The organism is Agromyces sp. NPDC056389, from assembly GCF_042262385.1.
Classification (GTDB): domain Bacteria; phylum Actinomycetota; class Actinomycetes; order Actinomycetales; family Microbacteriaceae; genus Agromyces.
Genome location: NZ_JBHJPN010000003.1, coordinates 528,722 through 545,128, shown reverse-complemented (window position 1 = coordinate 545,128; position 16,407 = coordinate 528,722). Strand labels below are relative to the sequence as shown.

Sequence of the window (16,407 nt, the reverse complement as noted above, 5' to 3'; positions counted from 1 at the left end):
CGGCGCGAGCCGCGGCATCCGCTCGTCTCAGATCGTGGCGCCGACGAGCGCCTCGCCGAGCGGGGTGCGCACATGCAGCACCCGTGCGCCGTGGCGCTCGCTCGCGATGAGGCCGCTCTCGCGGAGCACGCGGAGGTGGTGCGACGCGGTCGAGAGGGCCAGACGGCTGTCGGTCGCGACCTGGGTCGTGGTGCGCGGGTCGTGCGCGGCGAGGAGGATCTCGGCGCGCGCCGGGCTGATGAGCGCTCCGAGCGATCGCGAGGCGGCCGCGGGGTCCTTCGCCCAGGTCGCGGTGACCCCCTGCGCCGGGTAAAAGAGCGTGGGCTGGGCCGGCGGCTCGGTGAGCACCGCGCACCCGAGGCCGCCCATCACCGACGGCACGAGCACGAGGCCGCTCCCCCGGCAGTCCACGAGCTCGCTGTGCCTGCGCAGCCGCACTCGCACGGCATCCCCGTGCCAGGCGACCGACTCGTGCAGGCCGCCGACCATCGCGGCGATGCCCTCGGTCGTCATCCGTCGGGCGCGCACGGCGATGTCGGCGCGCAGCAGCCGCTCGAGCTGCGGCCAGACGGGTGCGAGCACGGCTTGCCAGACCTCGCCCCACGCCTCGGCGATCATGGCTCGCGCCTGCAGCGGCTGCTCGATCATGCGGCCGATGGCCTCGTTCCGAGCGCCGGTCGATCGGGCGAGCATCTTCGTGAGGTCGGCGCGCAGCAGCTCGGGAGGCACCGCCGCGAGCCGTTCGGCCTCGTCGGCAGGGGTCAGGTCCCAGCTCGGCGTTGCGGTGAGGAAGTCGGGGAAGTACCCGGCCTCGCCGATGATCACCGCCAGGAGCTCGAACGCGTCGTGCGGCACCCGGCCCCGCACGCTCCGCAGCCAGCCCCACTGCATCGGCTGCTCGTCGGGACGTTGCAGCACCCGCATCGCATGGCTCAGCTCGTGGCCCGGCGAGATGCCGAACCGGATCGCCGAGATGTCATCGGGTGCGAGCTGGAAGTCCGCGAACGTTCGATCCACATCGAAATGCTACCGAGGCGGATGCCGCGGGCGCAGCCTGTTCCCATCGGAACACCGAACGCAAGCACGAGAGGACGCCTCATGACCACCACGACATCGATCCCGCCGATCGTGCCGGCCGACGCCATCCGGCTCGGCTCCGGCCGAACGCTCCGCTTCGAGGGACGCGATCACGGGGCCGCGGTCTCGTACTTCCTCGTCGACAACGACCCCGGGCAGGGGCCCGACCTCCATCGCCACCCGTACCCCGAGACGTGGATCGTGCTCGAGGGCGAGGTGCGGATCACGATCGGCGAGCAGGAGTTCATCGCGACCGCGGGCGACACGGCGACCGCGCCGGCGAACATGTGGCACCGCTTCGTCGCGACCGGCACCGGCCGCCTGCGGATGGTCTGCATCCACGCATCCGACGTCATCGTGCAGGAGTTCGCCGAGTAGCGCCGCACGTCAGTTCGCGCGCCAGTATCCGCAGAAGGTGACGTTGCCCTTCGGCACGCCGCGTTCGCCGACGAGGTGGCGGCGGGCGCCCGTCGCGAGCTTCGACTCCCCGGCCGCGAACGCGTACACGGAGCCCTCGAGCGCCGGCAGCTGCTTCAGGTGCTCGAGGCCCGCCGCGCCCGGCGCTTGCTCGGGTCGCCGCACGATCCAGTGCACGTCGACGCCGTCGGGCGCCTCGACGTGCTGCCGGTCGTCGATGTCGGCGAGCTCGATGAGCGCGTCGCCTCGCGCATCGCGCGGCAGGTCGCGCAGGATGCCGAGGAGGGCAGGCATCGCGCTCTCGTCGCCGATGAGCAGGGTTCGGTCGGCCTCCACCGGCCGGTAGCCGCAGCCCTGGTCGATGAGCGCGACGGATGCCCCGATCGGCAGTCTGGCGGCCCACGGCCCGGCGATGCCGTCGTCGCCGTGGACCACGAAGTCGATGTCGAGCTCGAGCGACTCCGACCGGAACTCGCGCACCGTGTAGTTGCGGATGATCGGCCTCGTGGCCCGCGGCAGTGTCAGGTAGCGGAGGTAGCCCGCCATGTCGTAGGTGCCCGAGAGGTTGTCGAACCTCGTGTCACCGGCGACGGGCACCGCGAGTCGGAACCACTGGTCGAACCCGAGATGGCGCCAGTCGGCGAGATCGTCGCCCGCGACGGTCAGCCGCACGAAGTGCGGTGAGATGCGCGCCGCACGTGCGACCTCCACCTCGACGACACCGGTCGTCGCGTGTGTGATCTCGATGTTGCTGATCGCCAACGAAGCCTCCTGAGTTAGGTAACCCTTACCTTACCTTTCGACCCGGAACTCGCACCACCCCGAGTTCACGGCCAGCGCAGGCACTGAGAAAACCTCAGTGTGCAGCACGGATGCGGCGGCGCCCGTCAGCGCGCACGATTGCCGCACATCCCCATTCACGAGTGCGTCGAGGAGACGACTATGACCGAATCACCGGCCTCGCGGGCCGCTGCCACCGCCACCACATCGCCCGAGCCCGGCTCCAGCCCGATCGACCCGACGACGACCGATCGAGTGCTGAAGACGAAGCACCGTGCGATGTGGGCCTCGGGCGACTACCCGACGCTCGCCGCCGATCTCATCTGGACCCTCGGACCGGTGCTCGTCGACGCAGTCGACGTGCGCCCCGGAGATCGGGTGCTCGACGTCGCCGCAGGCTCCGGCAACGCGGCGATCCCCGCCGCACTCCGCGGCGGCGCCGTCGTCGCGAGCGACCTGGCCCCCGAGCTGTTCGACGCCGGCCGACGCCGCGCACAGGAGGCCGGGGCCGAGCTCGAGTGGCGTGAGGCCGATGCCGAGGCGTTGCCGTTCGACGACGACGCGTTCGACGCGACCGTCTCGTGCGTCGGCGTCATGTTCGCGCCCCACCATCGTCGCGCGGCCGGCGAACTGCTCCGCGTGACGCGTCCGGGCGGACGCATCGGCGTGCTGAGCTGGACGCCCGAGGGCTTCATCGGCCAGATGTTCAAGACCATGAAGCCGTTCGCCACTCCCCTGCCGGAGGGCGCAGAGCCCGCGCCGCTCTGGGGAGACGAATCGCACGTGCGCGAACTGCTCGGCGACGACGTCGAGGAGTTCGAGGCGCGACGGCAGCACGTCACCGTCGATCACTTCGCCTCGCCCGAGGAGTTCCGCGACTACTTCAAGCGGAACTACGGACCGACGATCGCGGTCTACCACCGCATCGCCGACGACCCCGACCAGGTTCGCGCCCTCGACGACGCACTCGTCGAGCTCGCTCGTTCCCACGGTCTCCGCACCACCGGCGATGCCCTGCAGTGGGAGTACCTGCTGGTCACCGCACGCCGAACCTGACCACGGTCGGCGAATCCCCCCGAAGGAGAATCATGTACCTCAGCGAGGACTACCTCGTGTTCGAACTGCACCACCGCGGCGAGGATCGCCTGAACCGCGAGCTCGAGCGGCGCAGGCTCATCGCCGAACGCGCCGCCGAGAACGCGGAGCCGCACGTGACGGATGTCTCGCGCCCGCCGTTCCTCGTGCGGTGGCGTCGCCGGCTCGCGCTGTCGGCGGCCGCGTTCTCGCGGACCGGCCACGGCGGAGGGCCGACCCCCGTCACATCGTGACCCGGGCGCCCGAGAGCACGACCAGACCGGTGCGGCACGCCCGCCGCGCGCCTACACTTGGGCGAGTGGCGGGCGAATCGCTCACGCCGCGCGAGAGCGCGGTGCTCGCCGCCATCGAGCGGCGCCTCAGCAACCCCGAGATCGCAGCGGAGTTGTTCATCTCCGTGCGCACGGTCGAGAGCCATATCGCGAGCCTCCGTCGCAAGCTCGGCGCCGACAGCCGAGCGGCGCTCGTCGCCGCGGCGGGTGAGCGGCACGAGGCATCCGTTCGATTGCCGCGCAACGCCTTCGTCGGCCGCGACGCCGATGTCGGCGCCGTCGCCGACCTCGTCGACGAGAGCGGCTGGGTGACCATCGTGGGGCCGGGCGGCGTCGGCAAGACGCGGCTCGCGCTCGAGTTCGCGAGCCGGCGGCACGGCGAGCGGGCTCCGATCGTCGTCGAACTCGAACACGCCGAGGCCGGCGACGTGGTCGCCCGCATCGCACGGGCGCTCGACCTCGAGTCGAGTCAGGGCACCGACATCACGGCCGCCCTCGCGGTGGCGCTCGGCGCCCGCCCGTACCTGCTCGTGCTCGACAACGTCGATCGCGTCGGGCCGACGGTCGGCGAGGTCGTCGGCCGGCTGCTGGCGAGCACGCAGGGCCTCGGGGTGGTGACCACCTCGCGCACGCCGATCGGCGACGCCGGCGAACGGGTGCACAGCTTGGCGCCGTTGGATGCCTCGGGCACGGACGCCGCGGCGACCGAGATGCTCCTCGAGCGCCTCGGCGCCCGAGGGCTCGTCAGCACCCCTGCGGAACGCGACCTCGCCGGCGAGATCGCCGCACGACTCGACGGCCTGCCGCTCGCGCTCGAGCTCGCCGCGGCGTGCGCCCGCCACCTCTCCCTGGCCGAGCTCGCCTCCCGTCTCGAGCGCGACTTCACGACCCTCGACCGCGCGGTGCCGATGGGACGGCACCGCACCCTCGACACGGCGTTCGACTGGACGTGGGACCTGCTCACCGACGACGAGCGGAACGTGCTCTGCCGCCTCGGCGCACTCCCCCGCACCTTCGACGTCGACCTGGCGGCCGCGGTGACGCACCCCGGGGCCGAGGGCGTCGTGCTCCGCCTGCTCGACCACTCCATGCTCGTGCCCGCCGGCGGGCATCCGCGGCGATTCCGGCTGCTCGCGGTCATGCGCGAGTACGTGCTGGCGCGGAGCGATCCGGCCGACGTGCGTGACGTGCTCGAGCGGCACGCCGAGTACTACGCCGACCTCGCATCGACGTTCGTCGTGCGCGCCCGCACCGACGACAGCCACGAGGCGATGAGCCTCTCGGCCCGCATCTGCCCCGAGGTGAACGCGGCGCTGCGCTGGGCGCTGGCCGCGGGGCATCCGTGCGCACTGCCGCTCGCCGCCGACCTCGCGATCGGCATCGAGCAGTACGGTTCGGATGTCGACAGCGTGCGCACGCTCGCCATGGCGGCGCGAGACGAGCGGCTGCTGTCGACGGCCTCGGCCGATGAGCTGCTGGCGATCGGCAACGCGCTCTCGTACTTCGACGTGCAACTCGTCGACGAACTCGCCGAGCGCGCCCTCGCGATCGCCGACGATGATCGATCGCAGCTCGCGGCGCACCATCTCGCGGGCCTCGCCGCCGCGTATCGTCGTCGCACCGACGACGCCGTCGCCCACCTCGCGATCGCGGAGCGCCTCGCACTCGCCCTGCACGACGAGTGGGAGCTCGCCGCCGTGCACCAGATGCGGGGCATCGCCGTGCGCGGCCCCGAGCTCGCCGATGCAGCGGCGGCCATCGCCGAGTTCGATGCCGCGATGCACGGATACGCCCGCGCCGGCGACGCGACGCACGTCAGCAATGCCCGGTACATGATGGCCCTGACCGCGGCCGAGTCCGGCCTCGAGACCGAGCAGGCGATCGCGTGGGCGGCGGAATGCGCGGCCTACGCGCGAGCGGCGGGCAACGACCACGAGCTCGCGCATGCCGAACTCGTGCAGCAGATGCTCGGGGTGCCCGGCGTCACGACCGGCATCGACGAGCTCGTCGACGTCTTCCGGCGCCTCGGCGATGTGCGGTGCACGACCCGCAGCCTGATCCTGCAGGCCGACCATGCGGAGCCGGTCCGCCGGGCGGTGCTGCTCGAGCAGGCGCTCGGGTTCGCCGATTCCGCGGGTGATCGCGCGAACCAGACCGCGATCCGGGAGCGCCTGGGCGCGGCTGCACGGTGACACCGCGAGCAGCGGGCGATGCCCAGGTGCTAGAACTGCGTCATGGGTGTTCGCATCGTCGTCATGGGCGTCTCCGCCGTCGGCAAGTCGACCGTGGGTCGGGCGCTGGCCGAGCGCCTCGGACTGCCGTTCCGCGACGCCGACGAGCTGCACCCCGCGTCGAACGTGGCGAAGATGGCCGCGGGATCCGCGCTCGACGATGCCGACCGCGAGCCATGGCTCGACGTGGTCGGCGCCGAGCTCGAGGCGGCAACCACGGGAATCGTGATGGCCTGCTCGGCCCTGAAACGCACGTATCGCGATCGCCTCCGCGACGCCGCGCCCTCCACTGTGTTCGTGCACCTGCACGGTTCCGACGCGCTGCTCGCGGCGCGGGCCGCCGCCCGCATCGATCACTTCATGCCGGCGAGCCTGCTCGATTCCCAGCTCGCGGTGCTCGAGCCGCTCTCGGCCGATGAGGCCGGCATCACGGTCGACGTCGACGGTGCGCCCACCGAGATCGTCGACCGCGCCGTCGCCGGCCTCGGTCCGTTCCTCGAGGCGATCACACCCCGATCGTGAGCGCCGCGGTGTATCCGCCCGCGACCGAGCCCGACATGCTCGCGATCTGGTGGATCCCGCCGTCGTCGCCGAACACGTTGTCACTCGAGAGGCTGACCTGCGAGGCGTTCCGCACGCTCTGCTCGTACCCGCTCGTGGCATAGACGAGGGCGTTGATCTCTTCGGGCAGGGCGATCTGCGAAGTCTTCACGATCGGGCCCGACGCGACGGCGTTCGCCACGTCGGAGTACACCTCGAAGTGGAGGTGCGGCCACCGGCCCGAATAGCAGGCCGGGTAGATCGAGGTGAAGCGCACGGTGCCCATGGCGTCGGTCTCCTGCACGCCGCGCAAGTAGTTCTCGTCCTCGATGCCGCGCGAGTAGAGCGAGTACGCGCCGTCGCGGTCGCAGTGCCAGAGGTAGACCCCGGCACCGACGAGCGCACTGCCCGTCGCGGCATCCCGCACCGTCAGTTCGATCGCGAGCGGCACGCCCTGCGCGACCGTCGTCGACGATCCGAACGACGAGCGGATGTCGCTGCGCACGATGCCCGAATCATCGAGCACGTCGACGCCGTTCGAGCCGTCGGCCGGGTAGGGCCCGCCGGTCTCGTCTGGCACCTCGTCGAGGGGGCCGGATGCCTCGGCCGACGCCGACGGGCTCGGCGTCGGGCTCGCAGTGTTGTTGGCGGTCGCGCTCGCGCTCGGCTCCGGCTCGCCGCCCGCGCAGGCGGCGAGCAGCGTCGTCAGCCCGATGCCGCCGAAGATGCCGAGCATGCGTCGGCGGTCGACGAGGGTGCGGATGTCGTAGACGAGGCCGCGGTGATCCTCGTCGATCACGTCCCCGTGCTCGTCGATCCAGCGGGGGTCGGTCGTCATGGGCTGCTCCTTCGTCTCAACGGAGCACCAGCCTGGACAGAGGCGCAGTGGTCGTGCTGTGCGCCGCCGATGAGGTTCCTATGGGGGTTCCGCTCATCGACCGGTCGGCGAACAATGGAGGTCGGAAGGAGCACACCATGCCGACGAGCGCACGGGAGACGGGCCGCGCCCGACTCGACGAGATCGCACCCGAGCTGCTGGCGCGCCCCGACGTCGCGATCGCTCGGATGTTCGGCTCCGACGGCGTCTCGGTGCGCGGCAAGCTCTTCGCCTTCGTCGCGAACAGCGGCGGTCTCGTGGTGAAACTGCCCGAGACGCGCATCGACGAGCTCGCGCTCGACAACATGGTCATGCGCGGCCGCCCGATGCGCGAATGGGCCGTGGTGCCGTTCGATGACGGGGTCGATCGGTGGCGCGAGATCGCCGATGAGGCGCACGCCTTCGTCGACTCGATCACGCCGTAGACGGGGCGCCGGCGACCGTCAGGGCACGAGGTGCCCGGCGGCGCGGAAGAGCTCGTACCATTCGGCTCGGGTGAGCGGCAGCGCCGACCCGAGCGCGGCTGCGGCCACGCGCTCGGGGCTCGTCGTGCCGAGCACGACCTGCATGTTCGCCGGGTGGCGGGTGATCCACGCCGTCGCGATCGCGATGGGCGGCACCTCGTAGGCGGCGGCGAGGCGATCGATGACGGCGTTGAGCTCGGGGTACTCGGGCGAGTCGAGGAAGACCCCCGTGAAGAAGCCGGCCTGGAACGGCGACCACGCCTGGATCGTGATGTCGTTGAGGCGGCAGTAGTCGACGATGCCGCCGCCGTCGAGCGTGACCGACTGCGCCTCGGACTGCATGTTCGCGGCGATGCCCTGGGCGATGATCGGCGAGTGCGTGATCGAGAGCTGCAGCTGGTTGGCGACGATCGGCTGGCGCACGTAACGCTTCAGCAGGTCGATCTGGCGGGGCGTGTGATTCGACACCCCGAACGCCCGCACCTTGCCGGCGGCCTCGAGCTCGTCGAAGGCCCGTGCGACCTCTTCGGGTTCGACGAGGGCGTCGGGGCGGTGCAGCAGCAGGATGTCGATGTAGTCGGTGTCGAGAGCGGCGAGCGAACCGTCGACCGACTCGATGATGTGCTCGTACGAGAAGTCGAAGTACGGGCCGTCCTTCACGATGCCGGCCTTCGTCTGGATCGTGAGCTCGGCGCGCTGCGACGGGGTCAGCTGCATCGCCTCGGCGAAGCGGCGCTCGCAGCCGTGCAGTTCGGTGCCGTAGATGTCGGCGTGGTCGAGGAAGTCGATGCCCGCGTCGCGTGCCGTGCGCACGAGTTCGCGAACCTCGTCGTCGCTCTTGTCGGAGATGCGCATGAGACCGAGCACGACGTTCGGTGCCGCGATCTCGGTTCCGGCCAGAGTGATGGTCTTCACGGTGCTCCTCGTCTTCCCGACGGTCGATCGTCGGGCCCGGCATCCAGACTAGGCGCGCAGCAGGCCTCGCAGCGTCTGGATCGTGTCGGCCTCGGCCGCCGTCTTGTCGTCGCGGTACTTCTTGACCCGCGCGAACCGCAGCGCGATGCCGCCGGGATACCGACTCGAGCGCTGCACGCCGTCGATCGCGATCTCGACGACGATGCTCGGCTCGACCCACACGGTGTGCTCGGTGCGCCGGGTCTCGATCTGCGGAAAGCGCTCGGTCTGCCAGCGCAGCAGCTCGTCGGTGAGCCCCTTGAAGGTCTTGCCGACCATCACGAAGCCGCCGGGCTCGCCGAACTCGCCGATCGGGTCGAGGGCGCCGAGATGCAGGTTCGACAGCCACCCAGTGCGCCGGCCCGACCCCCACTCGCACGCGAGCACGACGAGGTCGTAGGTGAGCACCGGCTTGACCTTGATCCAGCTCGACCCGCGCCGGCCCGCCGCATAGGGCGAGCCGATCGCCTTGACCACGACGCCCTCCTGGCCTGCGGCGAGGGCATCGGCTGAGACCTGCTCGGCCACTGCGGGGTCGGCCGTGATCTCACCCGGGATGCGATGCCCGGGCGCGATGCGCTCGAGTTCGGCGAGCCTCGTCGAGAGCGGCTCGTCGAGCAGGTCGCGCCCGTCGACGTGCAGCACGTCGAAGAACCACGGATGCAGCACCGTCTCGCTCGCCGACTCGGCCCCGAAGCTCGACATCGTGTCTTGGAACGGGCGGGGTGCCCCGTCTTCATCGAGCGAGAGCGTCTCGCCGTCGAGGATGACGTCGTGCACCGGGAGCCGCCGCACGACGTCGACGACCTCCGGCAGTCGCCGGGTCACGTCGGCGAGGTTGCGGGTGAAGACGCGCACCTCGTCGCCCGTGCGGTGCACCTGGATCCGGGCGCCGTCGAGCTTGAACTCGACCGACGCCTCGCCGGTGGTCTCGAGCGCCGCGGCCGCGCTCGAGGCGGTGGCGGCGAGCATCGGCAGTACGGGCCGGCCGACGACGAGGCCGACGGCGTCGAGCTCGGCCTCGGTGCCCGTGAGCGCGAGTCGGGCCGTCTCGCCGAGGTCGCCCGACAGCATCGCCGCGCGGCGCACGCCGGCGACCGGGCGCTCGGCCGCCCTGGCGATCGCGTCGGTGACGACGCCCTCGAGCGCACCGGTGCGCACCTCGCCCAGCAGCACCCTGCCGATGAAGCCCTGTTCGCGATCGGTCGCGCGCCCGATGAGCTCCGCGAGTTCGCGGGCGCGCTCGCCCGACGAACCGGCACCGGATGTCGCGGCCAGTCGATCGAGCACGGCGTCGAGCTCGCCCACGGTGAGCGACGGCTCGGCGGCGGGCTCCCCGGTCGCGGCGGCGACCCCGTGCCATCCGACGCCCACTCGGCCCTGCCGCGGCTTGCCCACGAGGAACCCGACGGCGGGTGCGATCTCGTCGGGTTCGAGTCGGCGCAGCAGCTCGGCCAGCGCCTCGATCTTCGCGAGGCGCGAGCGGGTCGAGGCGACGGTGTCGGCGGTCAGCACGAGTTCATCGAGCAGCACCGGGCCAGTCTCCCACCGGCGTCCGACATGCCGCCGCGACGGCTCGCCGGCGCTCGGCTCTCGTCAGGCGCCGTAGGCGGCGACGAACACCCGTGCCGAATGCACGGCATGTCGCTGCAGGGCAGCGGCATCGGGGATCGCCCCGTCGCCGAGCAGCATCGCCTCGTTCATCGGCGCACCCATGACGAGCCAGTTGAAGGTCGTCGCCGCCTCGATCGGGTCGTCGACCGAGAGCAGGCCGCGTTCGGCGAACGCGGCCATCGTGATCGCGAGCGAGCGGATGGCGCGAGCCGGTCCGTTCTCGTAGAGCGCGCGCGCGAGGTCTGGAAAGCGCTCGACCTCGCCGATGACGAGCCGCCGGAGCTTCAGGAGGCGCGGCGTCATCACGACGGCGAGCTCGTCGGCGGCGTAGCGGGCGAGAGAGCCGGCGACATCGTCGTCGGGTGCCGGATGCCCGTCGAGGTCGTGCAGACCGTCGCCCGCCCCGGCAGTCATCGACGAGACGAGCTCGACGAACAGCGACTCCTTGTTGCCGAAGTGCGCGTACACGGTCTGCTTCGAGACCTCCGACAGCTCGGCGAGCTCGTCCATGCTCGTGCCGAGGTATCCGTTCCGCAGGAAGAGGTCTTCCGCGGCGGCGAGGATCGCGCGGCGCTTCCGCTCCGAACGCGGCAGTTCGTCCGTTCTGGCCATGCTTCCTCCCTTGAGGTTCAGTACTGGACAGTCTAGTTTGATCAAATCAAACTGGTCAGTCCAGTTCGAGCATCATCTCCAGAAAGGGAAGCACCATGTCGGAATTCGTCGTCTCCACCGCCGGCGATCGCATCGCCTACGACCGCCACGGCTCCGGGCCCGCGCTCGTCTTCGTCGCCGGCGCCGGCCCGTGGCGGGAGATCGACCCGGAGACCACCGGAACAGCGGAGCTCCTCGCGGGCCTCGGCGTCACGGCGATCGTGTACGACCGCGTCGGCCGCGGCGAGAGCGCCGCCTCGGGCGTCATCACGCTCGAGCGCGAGCTCGCCGCGATCGAGGCCCTGATCGGCGCAGCCGGCGGGCACGCCGTGCTCTGCGGCCATTCCTCGGGCTGCTCGATCTCGTTGCGCGCCGCGGTCGACGGGCTCGCCGTCGACGGCCTCGCCCTCTGGGAGGCGCCGCTCGCCCCGCCCGACAGCGGCGGGCGCGAATGGGCCGACGAGGTGAATCGCCTGATCGACTCCGGCGACCACGGCGGTGCGCTCGACGCGTACATGCGGGACATGCCGCCCGAGATCCTCGAGATCGTGCGCAGCATCCCGGCCATGATCGACCAGGCGCCGAGCCTGCGACCCGACGGCGAATCGCTCGCCTGGGCCGAGTCCGCACCGCACGCCGAGCTCTTCGGCGGCATCCGGGTGCCGGTGCTCGCGATGGTGGGCGAACAGACCTACGACATCATGACGCCCGCCGCCGAGTCCGTCGCCGCGGCGATCCCCGGCGCGACGTGGAAGGCGATGCCCGGGAGCGAGCACGGCTGGGAGCCGGAGTCGATGGCCACCGAACTCGCCGCCTTCGTGCACGCCGCCGACGCCCGGCACAGCGATCCGGAATAGCAGCTCGCACGTCTGCGTTGTGGTCGTCTCGATGGGTACCCTGATTCACTCCTAGGTGGTCGATCGCGTCGAGCTTCGCTCCGCGGCTTCCGATGCGTGCGTCGCGCGCACCTCACCGACCATCCCGGGCGTCGTTCTTCGGCTTCGCCGTGCTGCCCGCCACCGGCCTCGATTCCGCCGGCCTGCCGCGTGCGACCCCGGGTCCCCCTGAAGGGATTCCCATGTACCGATCCCCATTGCAGCTGACCCTGCGCACCGTCACGAAGCGGTTCGCCGACCGCCTCGTGCTCGACGGCATCGACCTCACCGTGCGACCCGGCGAGCGCGTCGGAATCGTCGGCGACAACGGCTCGGGCAAGTCGACCCTGCTCGCCCTCATCGGCGGCGGCCTCGCACCCGATGACGGCGACGTGAACGTGACCGCGCCCGGCGGCATCGGACACCTCGCGCAGACGCTCGACCTCGAGGCATCCGCCACCGTGCAGCAGGCGCTCGACGCCGGACTGGCCGAACTGCGCGCCCTCGAACGGGAGGTGGCCGCCGCCGAGCTGGCACTCTCGAGCCTCGACGGGTCCGAGCTCGCCGTGGCACTCGACGAGTACGGCGGGCTCGTCGAGCGGTTCGCCGCTCGCGACGGGCACGCGGCGAACCATCGTCTGGGCGTCGCCCTCGCCGCGCTCGGCGTCGGCGGCCTCGATCGTGCTCGCCACTGGGCGAGCCTCTCGGGCGGCGAGCGCTCGCGGGTCTCGCTCGCCGCGACGCTCGCCGCCGACCCCGAACTGCTGCTGCTCGACGAGCCGACGAACGACCTCGACGACGACGCCTGGGAATGGCTCGTGCGGCGACTCCGCGCTCACCGCGGCACGGTCGTTGCCGTGACCCACGACCGCGCGTTCCTCGAGGCGCTGACCGATGTCGTCTGGGAGGTCGACGCCCGCACGGTGGCTCGCCACGGCGACGGCTACGCGGGCTATGTCGCGGCGAAGGCGCGCGAGCGCCGACAGGCGATCGAGGCGCATGCAGCGTGGAAGGAGGAGCTCGCCCGGCATCGGCAGCTCGCCTCGGCGAACGCCGCCCGCGTCGATGCGATCCCGCGCAAGGCGGAGAAGGCGGGCATGGGCGTCGGGCAGTTCCGCATGCGCAGCCGCGACCACGGCTCGATGAGTCGCATCCGGAACGCCAAGGAGCGCGTCGCGCGGCTCGTCGAGCACCCGGTCGCGGCACCGCCCGAGCCGCTCGCATTCACGCCGCAACTCGCGACGTCGAGTGCAGCGGATGCCGCGAAGGCCGCCGGCCTCGCCGTCGAGCTCACCGCCGTGCGGGTCGGCGAACGGCTCGCCGTCGACCACCTGCGCATCGACCCGGGAGAGCGGCTGCTCGTCACCGGGCCGAACGGCGCGGGCAAGACGACCTTGCTGCAGCTCATCGCCGGGCAACTGCAACCCGACGTCGGCACCGTGTCGGCGCCGCGACGCATCGGTCACCTGCAGCAGGCGAGCACGATCACCCCGACCGACGAGTCGCTCATCGAGGCGTTCGCCGCGCGAGGCCGAATCGACCTCGACACGGCCGAGGCGACGCTCGGCTCCCTCGGGCTCTTCCGACCCGACGATCTCGGGTTGCCGCTGTCGGCGCTCTCCTACGGCCAGCGCCGACGGCTCGAGCTCGCACTGCTCGTGGCCTCGCGTCACGACGTACTGCTGCTCGACGAGCCGACCAACCACCTCGCCCCCGCGCTCGTCGACGAACTCGAGCTCGCGCTCGAGGGCTTTCCGGGCATGGTCGTGCTCGTCTCGCACGATCGGCGCATGCGGGCCCGGTTCGCCGGGCGTCGGCTGCACGTGAGCGGCGGCCTGATCGGCGCCTGATGCGACCTGATGAACACGAACGCCCGACCGGTGGAGCCGGCCGGGCGTTCGCGCTGGGGGCGAGCAGATGCCGCGGCATCCGCTCGCCCGTCGACTATGCCTGCGTCGTCGTGTCGGCAGCGAGGCGACGGCGGCGCAGTGCGATCGCCGAGACGATCGCGCCGAGCGCGAGCAGCACACCGGCCGCCCACAGCGCAGCGGATGCCTCGGCGCCCGTGCTCGCGAGGTCGCCGCTTGCAGTGCCCGCGCCGGCGCCGCCGGTGCCGCCGCTGCCGCCGCCGGTCGGGGCGGCGCTCACCTGCACGGGCGCCCAGCCGATGAGCTGTCCGTCTGCCGCCTGCACCACGAGCCGGTGCTCACCGGGTGCCGTGGTGGCGGGGACGACGGTCGTGAACTCGCCGGCGGCGTCGGCCGTGGCTGCGCCCAGCTGCGTCGGCTCGGAGTACAGCCACGCCCAGACCTCCGTGCCCGCCTTCGCCTCGCCGAGGCCGACGGTGAACGGCACGCCGACGGTCACGTTCGCCGGAACGGTGACGTCGCCGCGGGTGTCATCGGTCAGCTCGGCGGGGTCGACCGGCTCCGGAGCGGTGCCGGGCTCGGGGTCGACGGGTGCTTCGATGCCGGCCTCGGTGACCCACTTGCGCCCGTCGTCCCGCTTCGTCACCGTGAACTCGTCGTACACGGCGCCGACCGGCAGGTCGGTCGTCGCGGCCGAGGTCTTCTCGGCGAGGTAGGAGCGGTAGACGAGGGTGTCGTCCGAGACGTCGATGACCTGGTAGGTCGTGACGCCCGCCCCGCGCAGCACCTGCGTGGCGTTGTTGTTCGTCCAGACGTTCTTCTCGTCGGTCTCGAGGTCGTAGTGCTTGGCGCCCGAGTTCGAGACGATGTAGACCGGTCCGTCGGTGATGCCGGGGGTCTCGGTGACGTCGTCGTTGTTGTAGCCGCGAGCGTAGGTGTGGTCGTGGCCCATCATGACGAGGTCGATGTCGTGCTTCTCGAAGATCGGCACCCAGTACTCGCGCAGCACGGGCTCGTCACGCCCCTCCGACGCCGAGTAGACGGGCTGGTGGAACGTCACGACGTTCCACTTCGACGGGCTCGACTCGAGCACGTAGTCGAGCCAGGCCGCCTGGAACTCGGTCCAGAGCCGGGCGACCTTCGTCGACGGGCAGTCGGCGCCTGCGCAGCCGGGCAGCACGTCGGGCGTGAGGAAGGTCGTGTCGCGGGTCGCGTTCAGCGTGATGAAGCGCATGTCCTGGTAGTCGGTGAAGTACACGGTCTCGGCCGCGAACTGCGTCCAGTGCTCGAAGTAGGCGGCGTACTGCTTCGCGACATCCGTGTCGCCCACGGCGAGGTCGGCGAGGTCGCCCGTGGTCGCGGTGGTCGGGTTGTTGTGCGGGTACTCGAAGTTCGCCTTCCACGACTTCAGCAGCTTGTCGCCCGAGTACTCGTGGTTGCCGGGGGCGGCCATGACGTTCGTGGTCGCCGCCGAGGTCTCCATCCCCTTGAACCAGTTGAGCCACTCGGTCTCGTTGCTGCCGGTGTTGATGAGGTCGCCGGCGTGCACCGACCCGATCGAGTCGGGCGCGGTCGCCTCGGCCTGGCGCACGACCGACGGCCACGTGGTGTCGAGGCCGATCTGCGCGTCGCCGTAGTAGACGAACTGGAAGTCGCTGTCGTTCGGGTCGGCCGTCGTGAAGTCGTGCCACTCGCTCCAGGCACCCTCGAGCCCGACGCGGTAGGAGTACGCGGTCGCCGGAGCGAGCGCGTCGACGGTCGCCGAGAAGTGCTGCTTCGGGTTGCCGTTGACGGTGCCGGCCGAGTAGGCGTCGACGGTGCGGACGTCGCCGCCCGCCGCCGCGCGGATCTGCACCTGGCCGCTCGTGTGCGAGACGTCGCCCGCGAGCCACGAGAACGACTGGGAGGTCGTCGGCGTCTCCGTCGGCGTCATGATGACGCGCGTCGGCGGCACCGCGACGGGCACGCCGGGCTCGCTCGCCGGCAGCAGCCGGAGGGAGGTCATGTCGAGGTAGATGTCCGAGCTCGTCGCACGATCCTGGTAGAGCGCGATCGCCACCGTGTTCGTGCCGTCGACGAGCACGTCGCCGTCGACCTCGAAGTGGCCGGGCGCGGGGTCGGAGGCGCCCGATCCGGCGTACTCCACGTTGGTCGTCTCGGTCACGCGGTCGGCGTCGAAGCCGGCGACGCGTTCGCCGTTGATCCAGACCACCGCGCCGTCGTCGTAGACGAGGTCGCCGACGACCCCGCCGACCTCGTCGGAGACGCCGGCCGCGAGGTCGAAGGTCGTGCGGAAGAAGAAGGTCGGCACGTCGGGTGCCGCGTTGCCGTCGAGGTACTGGTTCAGCAGCGTCTTCGGCGTCTGCGGGCCGACGGGCGCGAGCTTGCCGCCCTTGGCGCCGAAGCTGCCCTGCGCCGACTTCCAGGCGCTGTCGTCGAATCCGGTCGTGGTCCAGACGCGGAGCGGCGTCGCGCCGCGCGCGGGGTCGCTGCCGTCGTCGAGGTACTTCCAGGTGGTCGCGCCGGTCGAGATCACCGGGTCGGTGGGCACATCGCTTGCGGCGAGCGCCGGGGCGGGCGCCGCGAGCACGCCGGCGAGCATGGCGAGCAGCGCGGTCGACACCGCACCCCGCCTCCCCCAGCGCGTCGCGTTCTTCGTCGTGGTCATGTGAGTCCTTCGTTGCAGGGTCGG

15 protein-coding genes are annotated in these 16,407 nt (G+C 71.4%); 8 read left to right on the top strand and 7 right to left on the bottom strand.

Annotated elements, in window-relative coordinates; translation table 11 throughout:
- Positions 1–27: 27 nt before the first annotated feature.
- Entirely contained in the window at positions 28–1,017 is a 990-nt protein-coding gene (locus ACFCVM_RS18635; protein ID WP_375838229.1) for a DUF5937 family protein, read from the bottom strand.
- Between the two features lie 81 nt (positions 1,018–1,098).
- Here ACFCVM_RS18635 and ACFCVM_RS18630 point away from each other — a divergent pair, with 81 nt between their 5' ends.
- Positions 1,099–1,455, top strand: a complete 357-nt coding sequence (locus tag ACFCVM_RS18630; protein ID WP_375838228.1) for a cupin domain-containing protein — start codon at positions 1,099–1,101, stop codon at positions 1,453–1,455.
- A 9-nt stretch (positions 1,456–1,464) separates the two neighbouring features.
- Here ACFCVM_RS18630 and ACFCVM_RS18625 read toward each other — a convergent pair whose 3' ends face one another.
- Positions 1,465–2,256, bottom strand: a complete 792-nt coding sequence (locus tag ACFCVM_RS18625) for a siderophore-interacting protein (RefSeq protein ID WP_375838227.1) — start codon at positions 2,254–2,256, stop codon at positions 1,465–1,467.
- Between the two features lie 180 nt (positions 2,257–2,436).
- On the opposite strand from ACFCVM_RS18625, the gene ACFCVM_RS18620 reads away from it, so the two are divergent.
- From ACFCVM_RS18620 to ACFCVM_RS18605, 4 genes are all read left to right on the top strand, one after another.
- The gene (locus ACFCVM_RS18620; RefSeq protein WP_375838226.1) at positions 2,437–3,330 is read left to right on the top strand and encodes a class I SAM-dependent methyltransferase; all 894 of its coding nucleotides are present in this window, start codon (positions 2,437–2,439) and stop codon (positions 3,328–3,330) included.
- Between the two features lie 32 nt (positions 3,331–3,362).
- Positions 3,363–3,602: a hypothetical protein gene (locus ACFCVM_RS18615; RefSeq protein ID WP_375838225.1), complete on the top strand. Its 240-nt coding sequence runs from the start codon at positions 3,363–3,365 to the stop codon at positions 3,600–3,602.
- A 65-nt stretch (positions 3,603–3,667) separates the two neighbouring features.
- On the top strand, positions 3,668–5,833 hold the full coding sequence (locus tag ACFCVM_RS18610; protein ID WP_375838224.1) for a LuxR C-terminal-related transcriptional regulator: 2,166 nt from the start codon (positions 3,668–3,670) through the stop codon (positions 5,831–5,833).
- A 42-nt stretch (positions 5,834–5,875) separates the two neighbouring features.
- Positions 5,876–6,394: a gluconokinase gene (locus ACFCVM_RS18605; RefSeq protein WP_375838223.1), complete on the top strand. Its 519-nt coding sequence runs from the start codon at positions 5,876–5,878 to the stop codon at positions 6,392–6,394.
- On the opposite strand, the gene ACFCVM_RS18600 is transcribed toward ACFCVM_RS18605, so the two are convergent.
- The gene (locus tag ACFCVM_RS18600; protein WP_375838222.1) at positions 6,378–7,250 is read right to left on the bottom strand and encodes an intradiol ring-cleavage dioxygenase; all 873 of its coding nucleotides are present in this window, start codon (positions 7,248–7,250) and stop codon (positions 6,378–6,380) included. The two genes, ACFCVM_RS18605 and ACFCVM_RS18600, sit on opposite strands and share 17 nt — an antisense overlap.
- 137 nt (positions 7,251–7,387) lie before the next feature.
- Between ACFCVM_RS18600 and ACFCVM_RS18595 the strand changes: the two genes are divergently transcribed.
- Positions 7,388–7,714: a hypothetical protein gene (locus tag ACFCVM_RS18595; protein ID WP_375838221.1), complete on the top strand. Its 327-nt coding sequence runs from the start codon at positions 7,388–7,390 to the stop codon at positions 7,712–7,714.
- 18 nt (positions 7,715–7,732) lie between these two features.
- Here ACFCVM_RS18595 and ACFCVM_RS18590 read toward each other — a convergent pair whose 3' ends face one another.
- The 3 genes from ACFCVM_RS18590 to ACFCVM_RS18580 all read right to left on the bottom strand — a co-directional run bounded on the left by ACFCVM_RS18590 (position 7,733) and on the right by ACFCVM_RS18580 (position 10,933).
- A complete protein-coding gene (locus ACFCVM_RS18590) occupies positions 7,733–8,668 on the bottom strand; it encodes an aldo/keto reductase family oxidoreductase (RefSeq protein WP_375838220.1) in 936 nt (311 codons plus the stop codon).
- A gap of 48 nt (positions 8,669–8,716) precedes the next feature.
- A complete protein-coding gene (locus ACFCVM_RS18585) occupies positions 8,717–10,240 on the bottom strand; it encodes an ATP-dependent DNA ligase (RefSeq protein ID WP_375838219.1) in 1,524 nt (507 codons plus the stop codon).
- A gap of 63 nt (positions 10,241–10,303) precedes the next feature.
- Entirely contained in the window at positions 10,304–10,933 is a 630-nt protein-coding gene (locus ACFCVM_RS18580) for a TetR/AcrR family transcriptional regulator (protein ID WP_375838218.1), read from the bottom strand.
- Between the two features lie 95 nt (positions 10,934–11,028).
- Here ACFCVM_RS18580 and ACFCVM_RS18575 point away from each other — a divergent pair, with 95 nt between their 5' ends.
- Positions 11,029–11,829 carry an alpha/beta fold hydrolase gene (locus tag ACFCVM_RS18575; RefSeq protein WP_375838217.1) on the top strand — a complete coding sequence of 267 codons (801 nt, stop codon included), beginning with the start codon at positions 11,029–11,031 and terminating at the stop codon, positions 11,827–11,829.
- A 221-nt stretch (positions 11,830–12,050) separates the two neighbouring features.
- Positions 12,051–13,697, top strand: a complete 1,647-nt coding sequence (gene abc-f, locus ACFCVM_RS18570; RefSeq protein WP_375838216.1) for a ribosomal protection-like ABC-F family protein — start codon at positions 12,051–12,053, stop codon at positions 13,695–13,697.
- A gap of 94 nt (positions 13,698–13,791) precedes the next feature.
- Here abc-f and ACFCVM_RS18565 read toward each other — a convergent pair whose 3' ends face one another.
- Positions 13,792–16,383: a fibronectin type III domain-containing protein gene (locus ACFCVM_RS18565; protein ID WP_375838215.1), complete on the bottom strand. Its 2,592-nt coding sequence runs from the start codon at positions 16,381–16,383 to the stop codon at positions 13,792–13,794.
- Between the last annotated feature and the right edge of the window lie 24 nt (positions 16,384–16,407).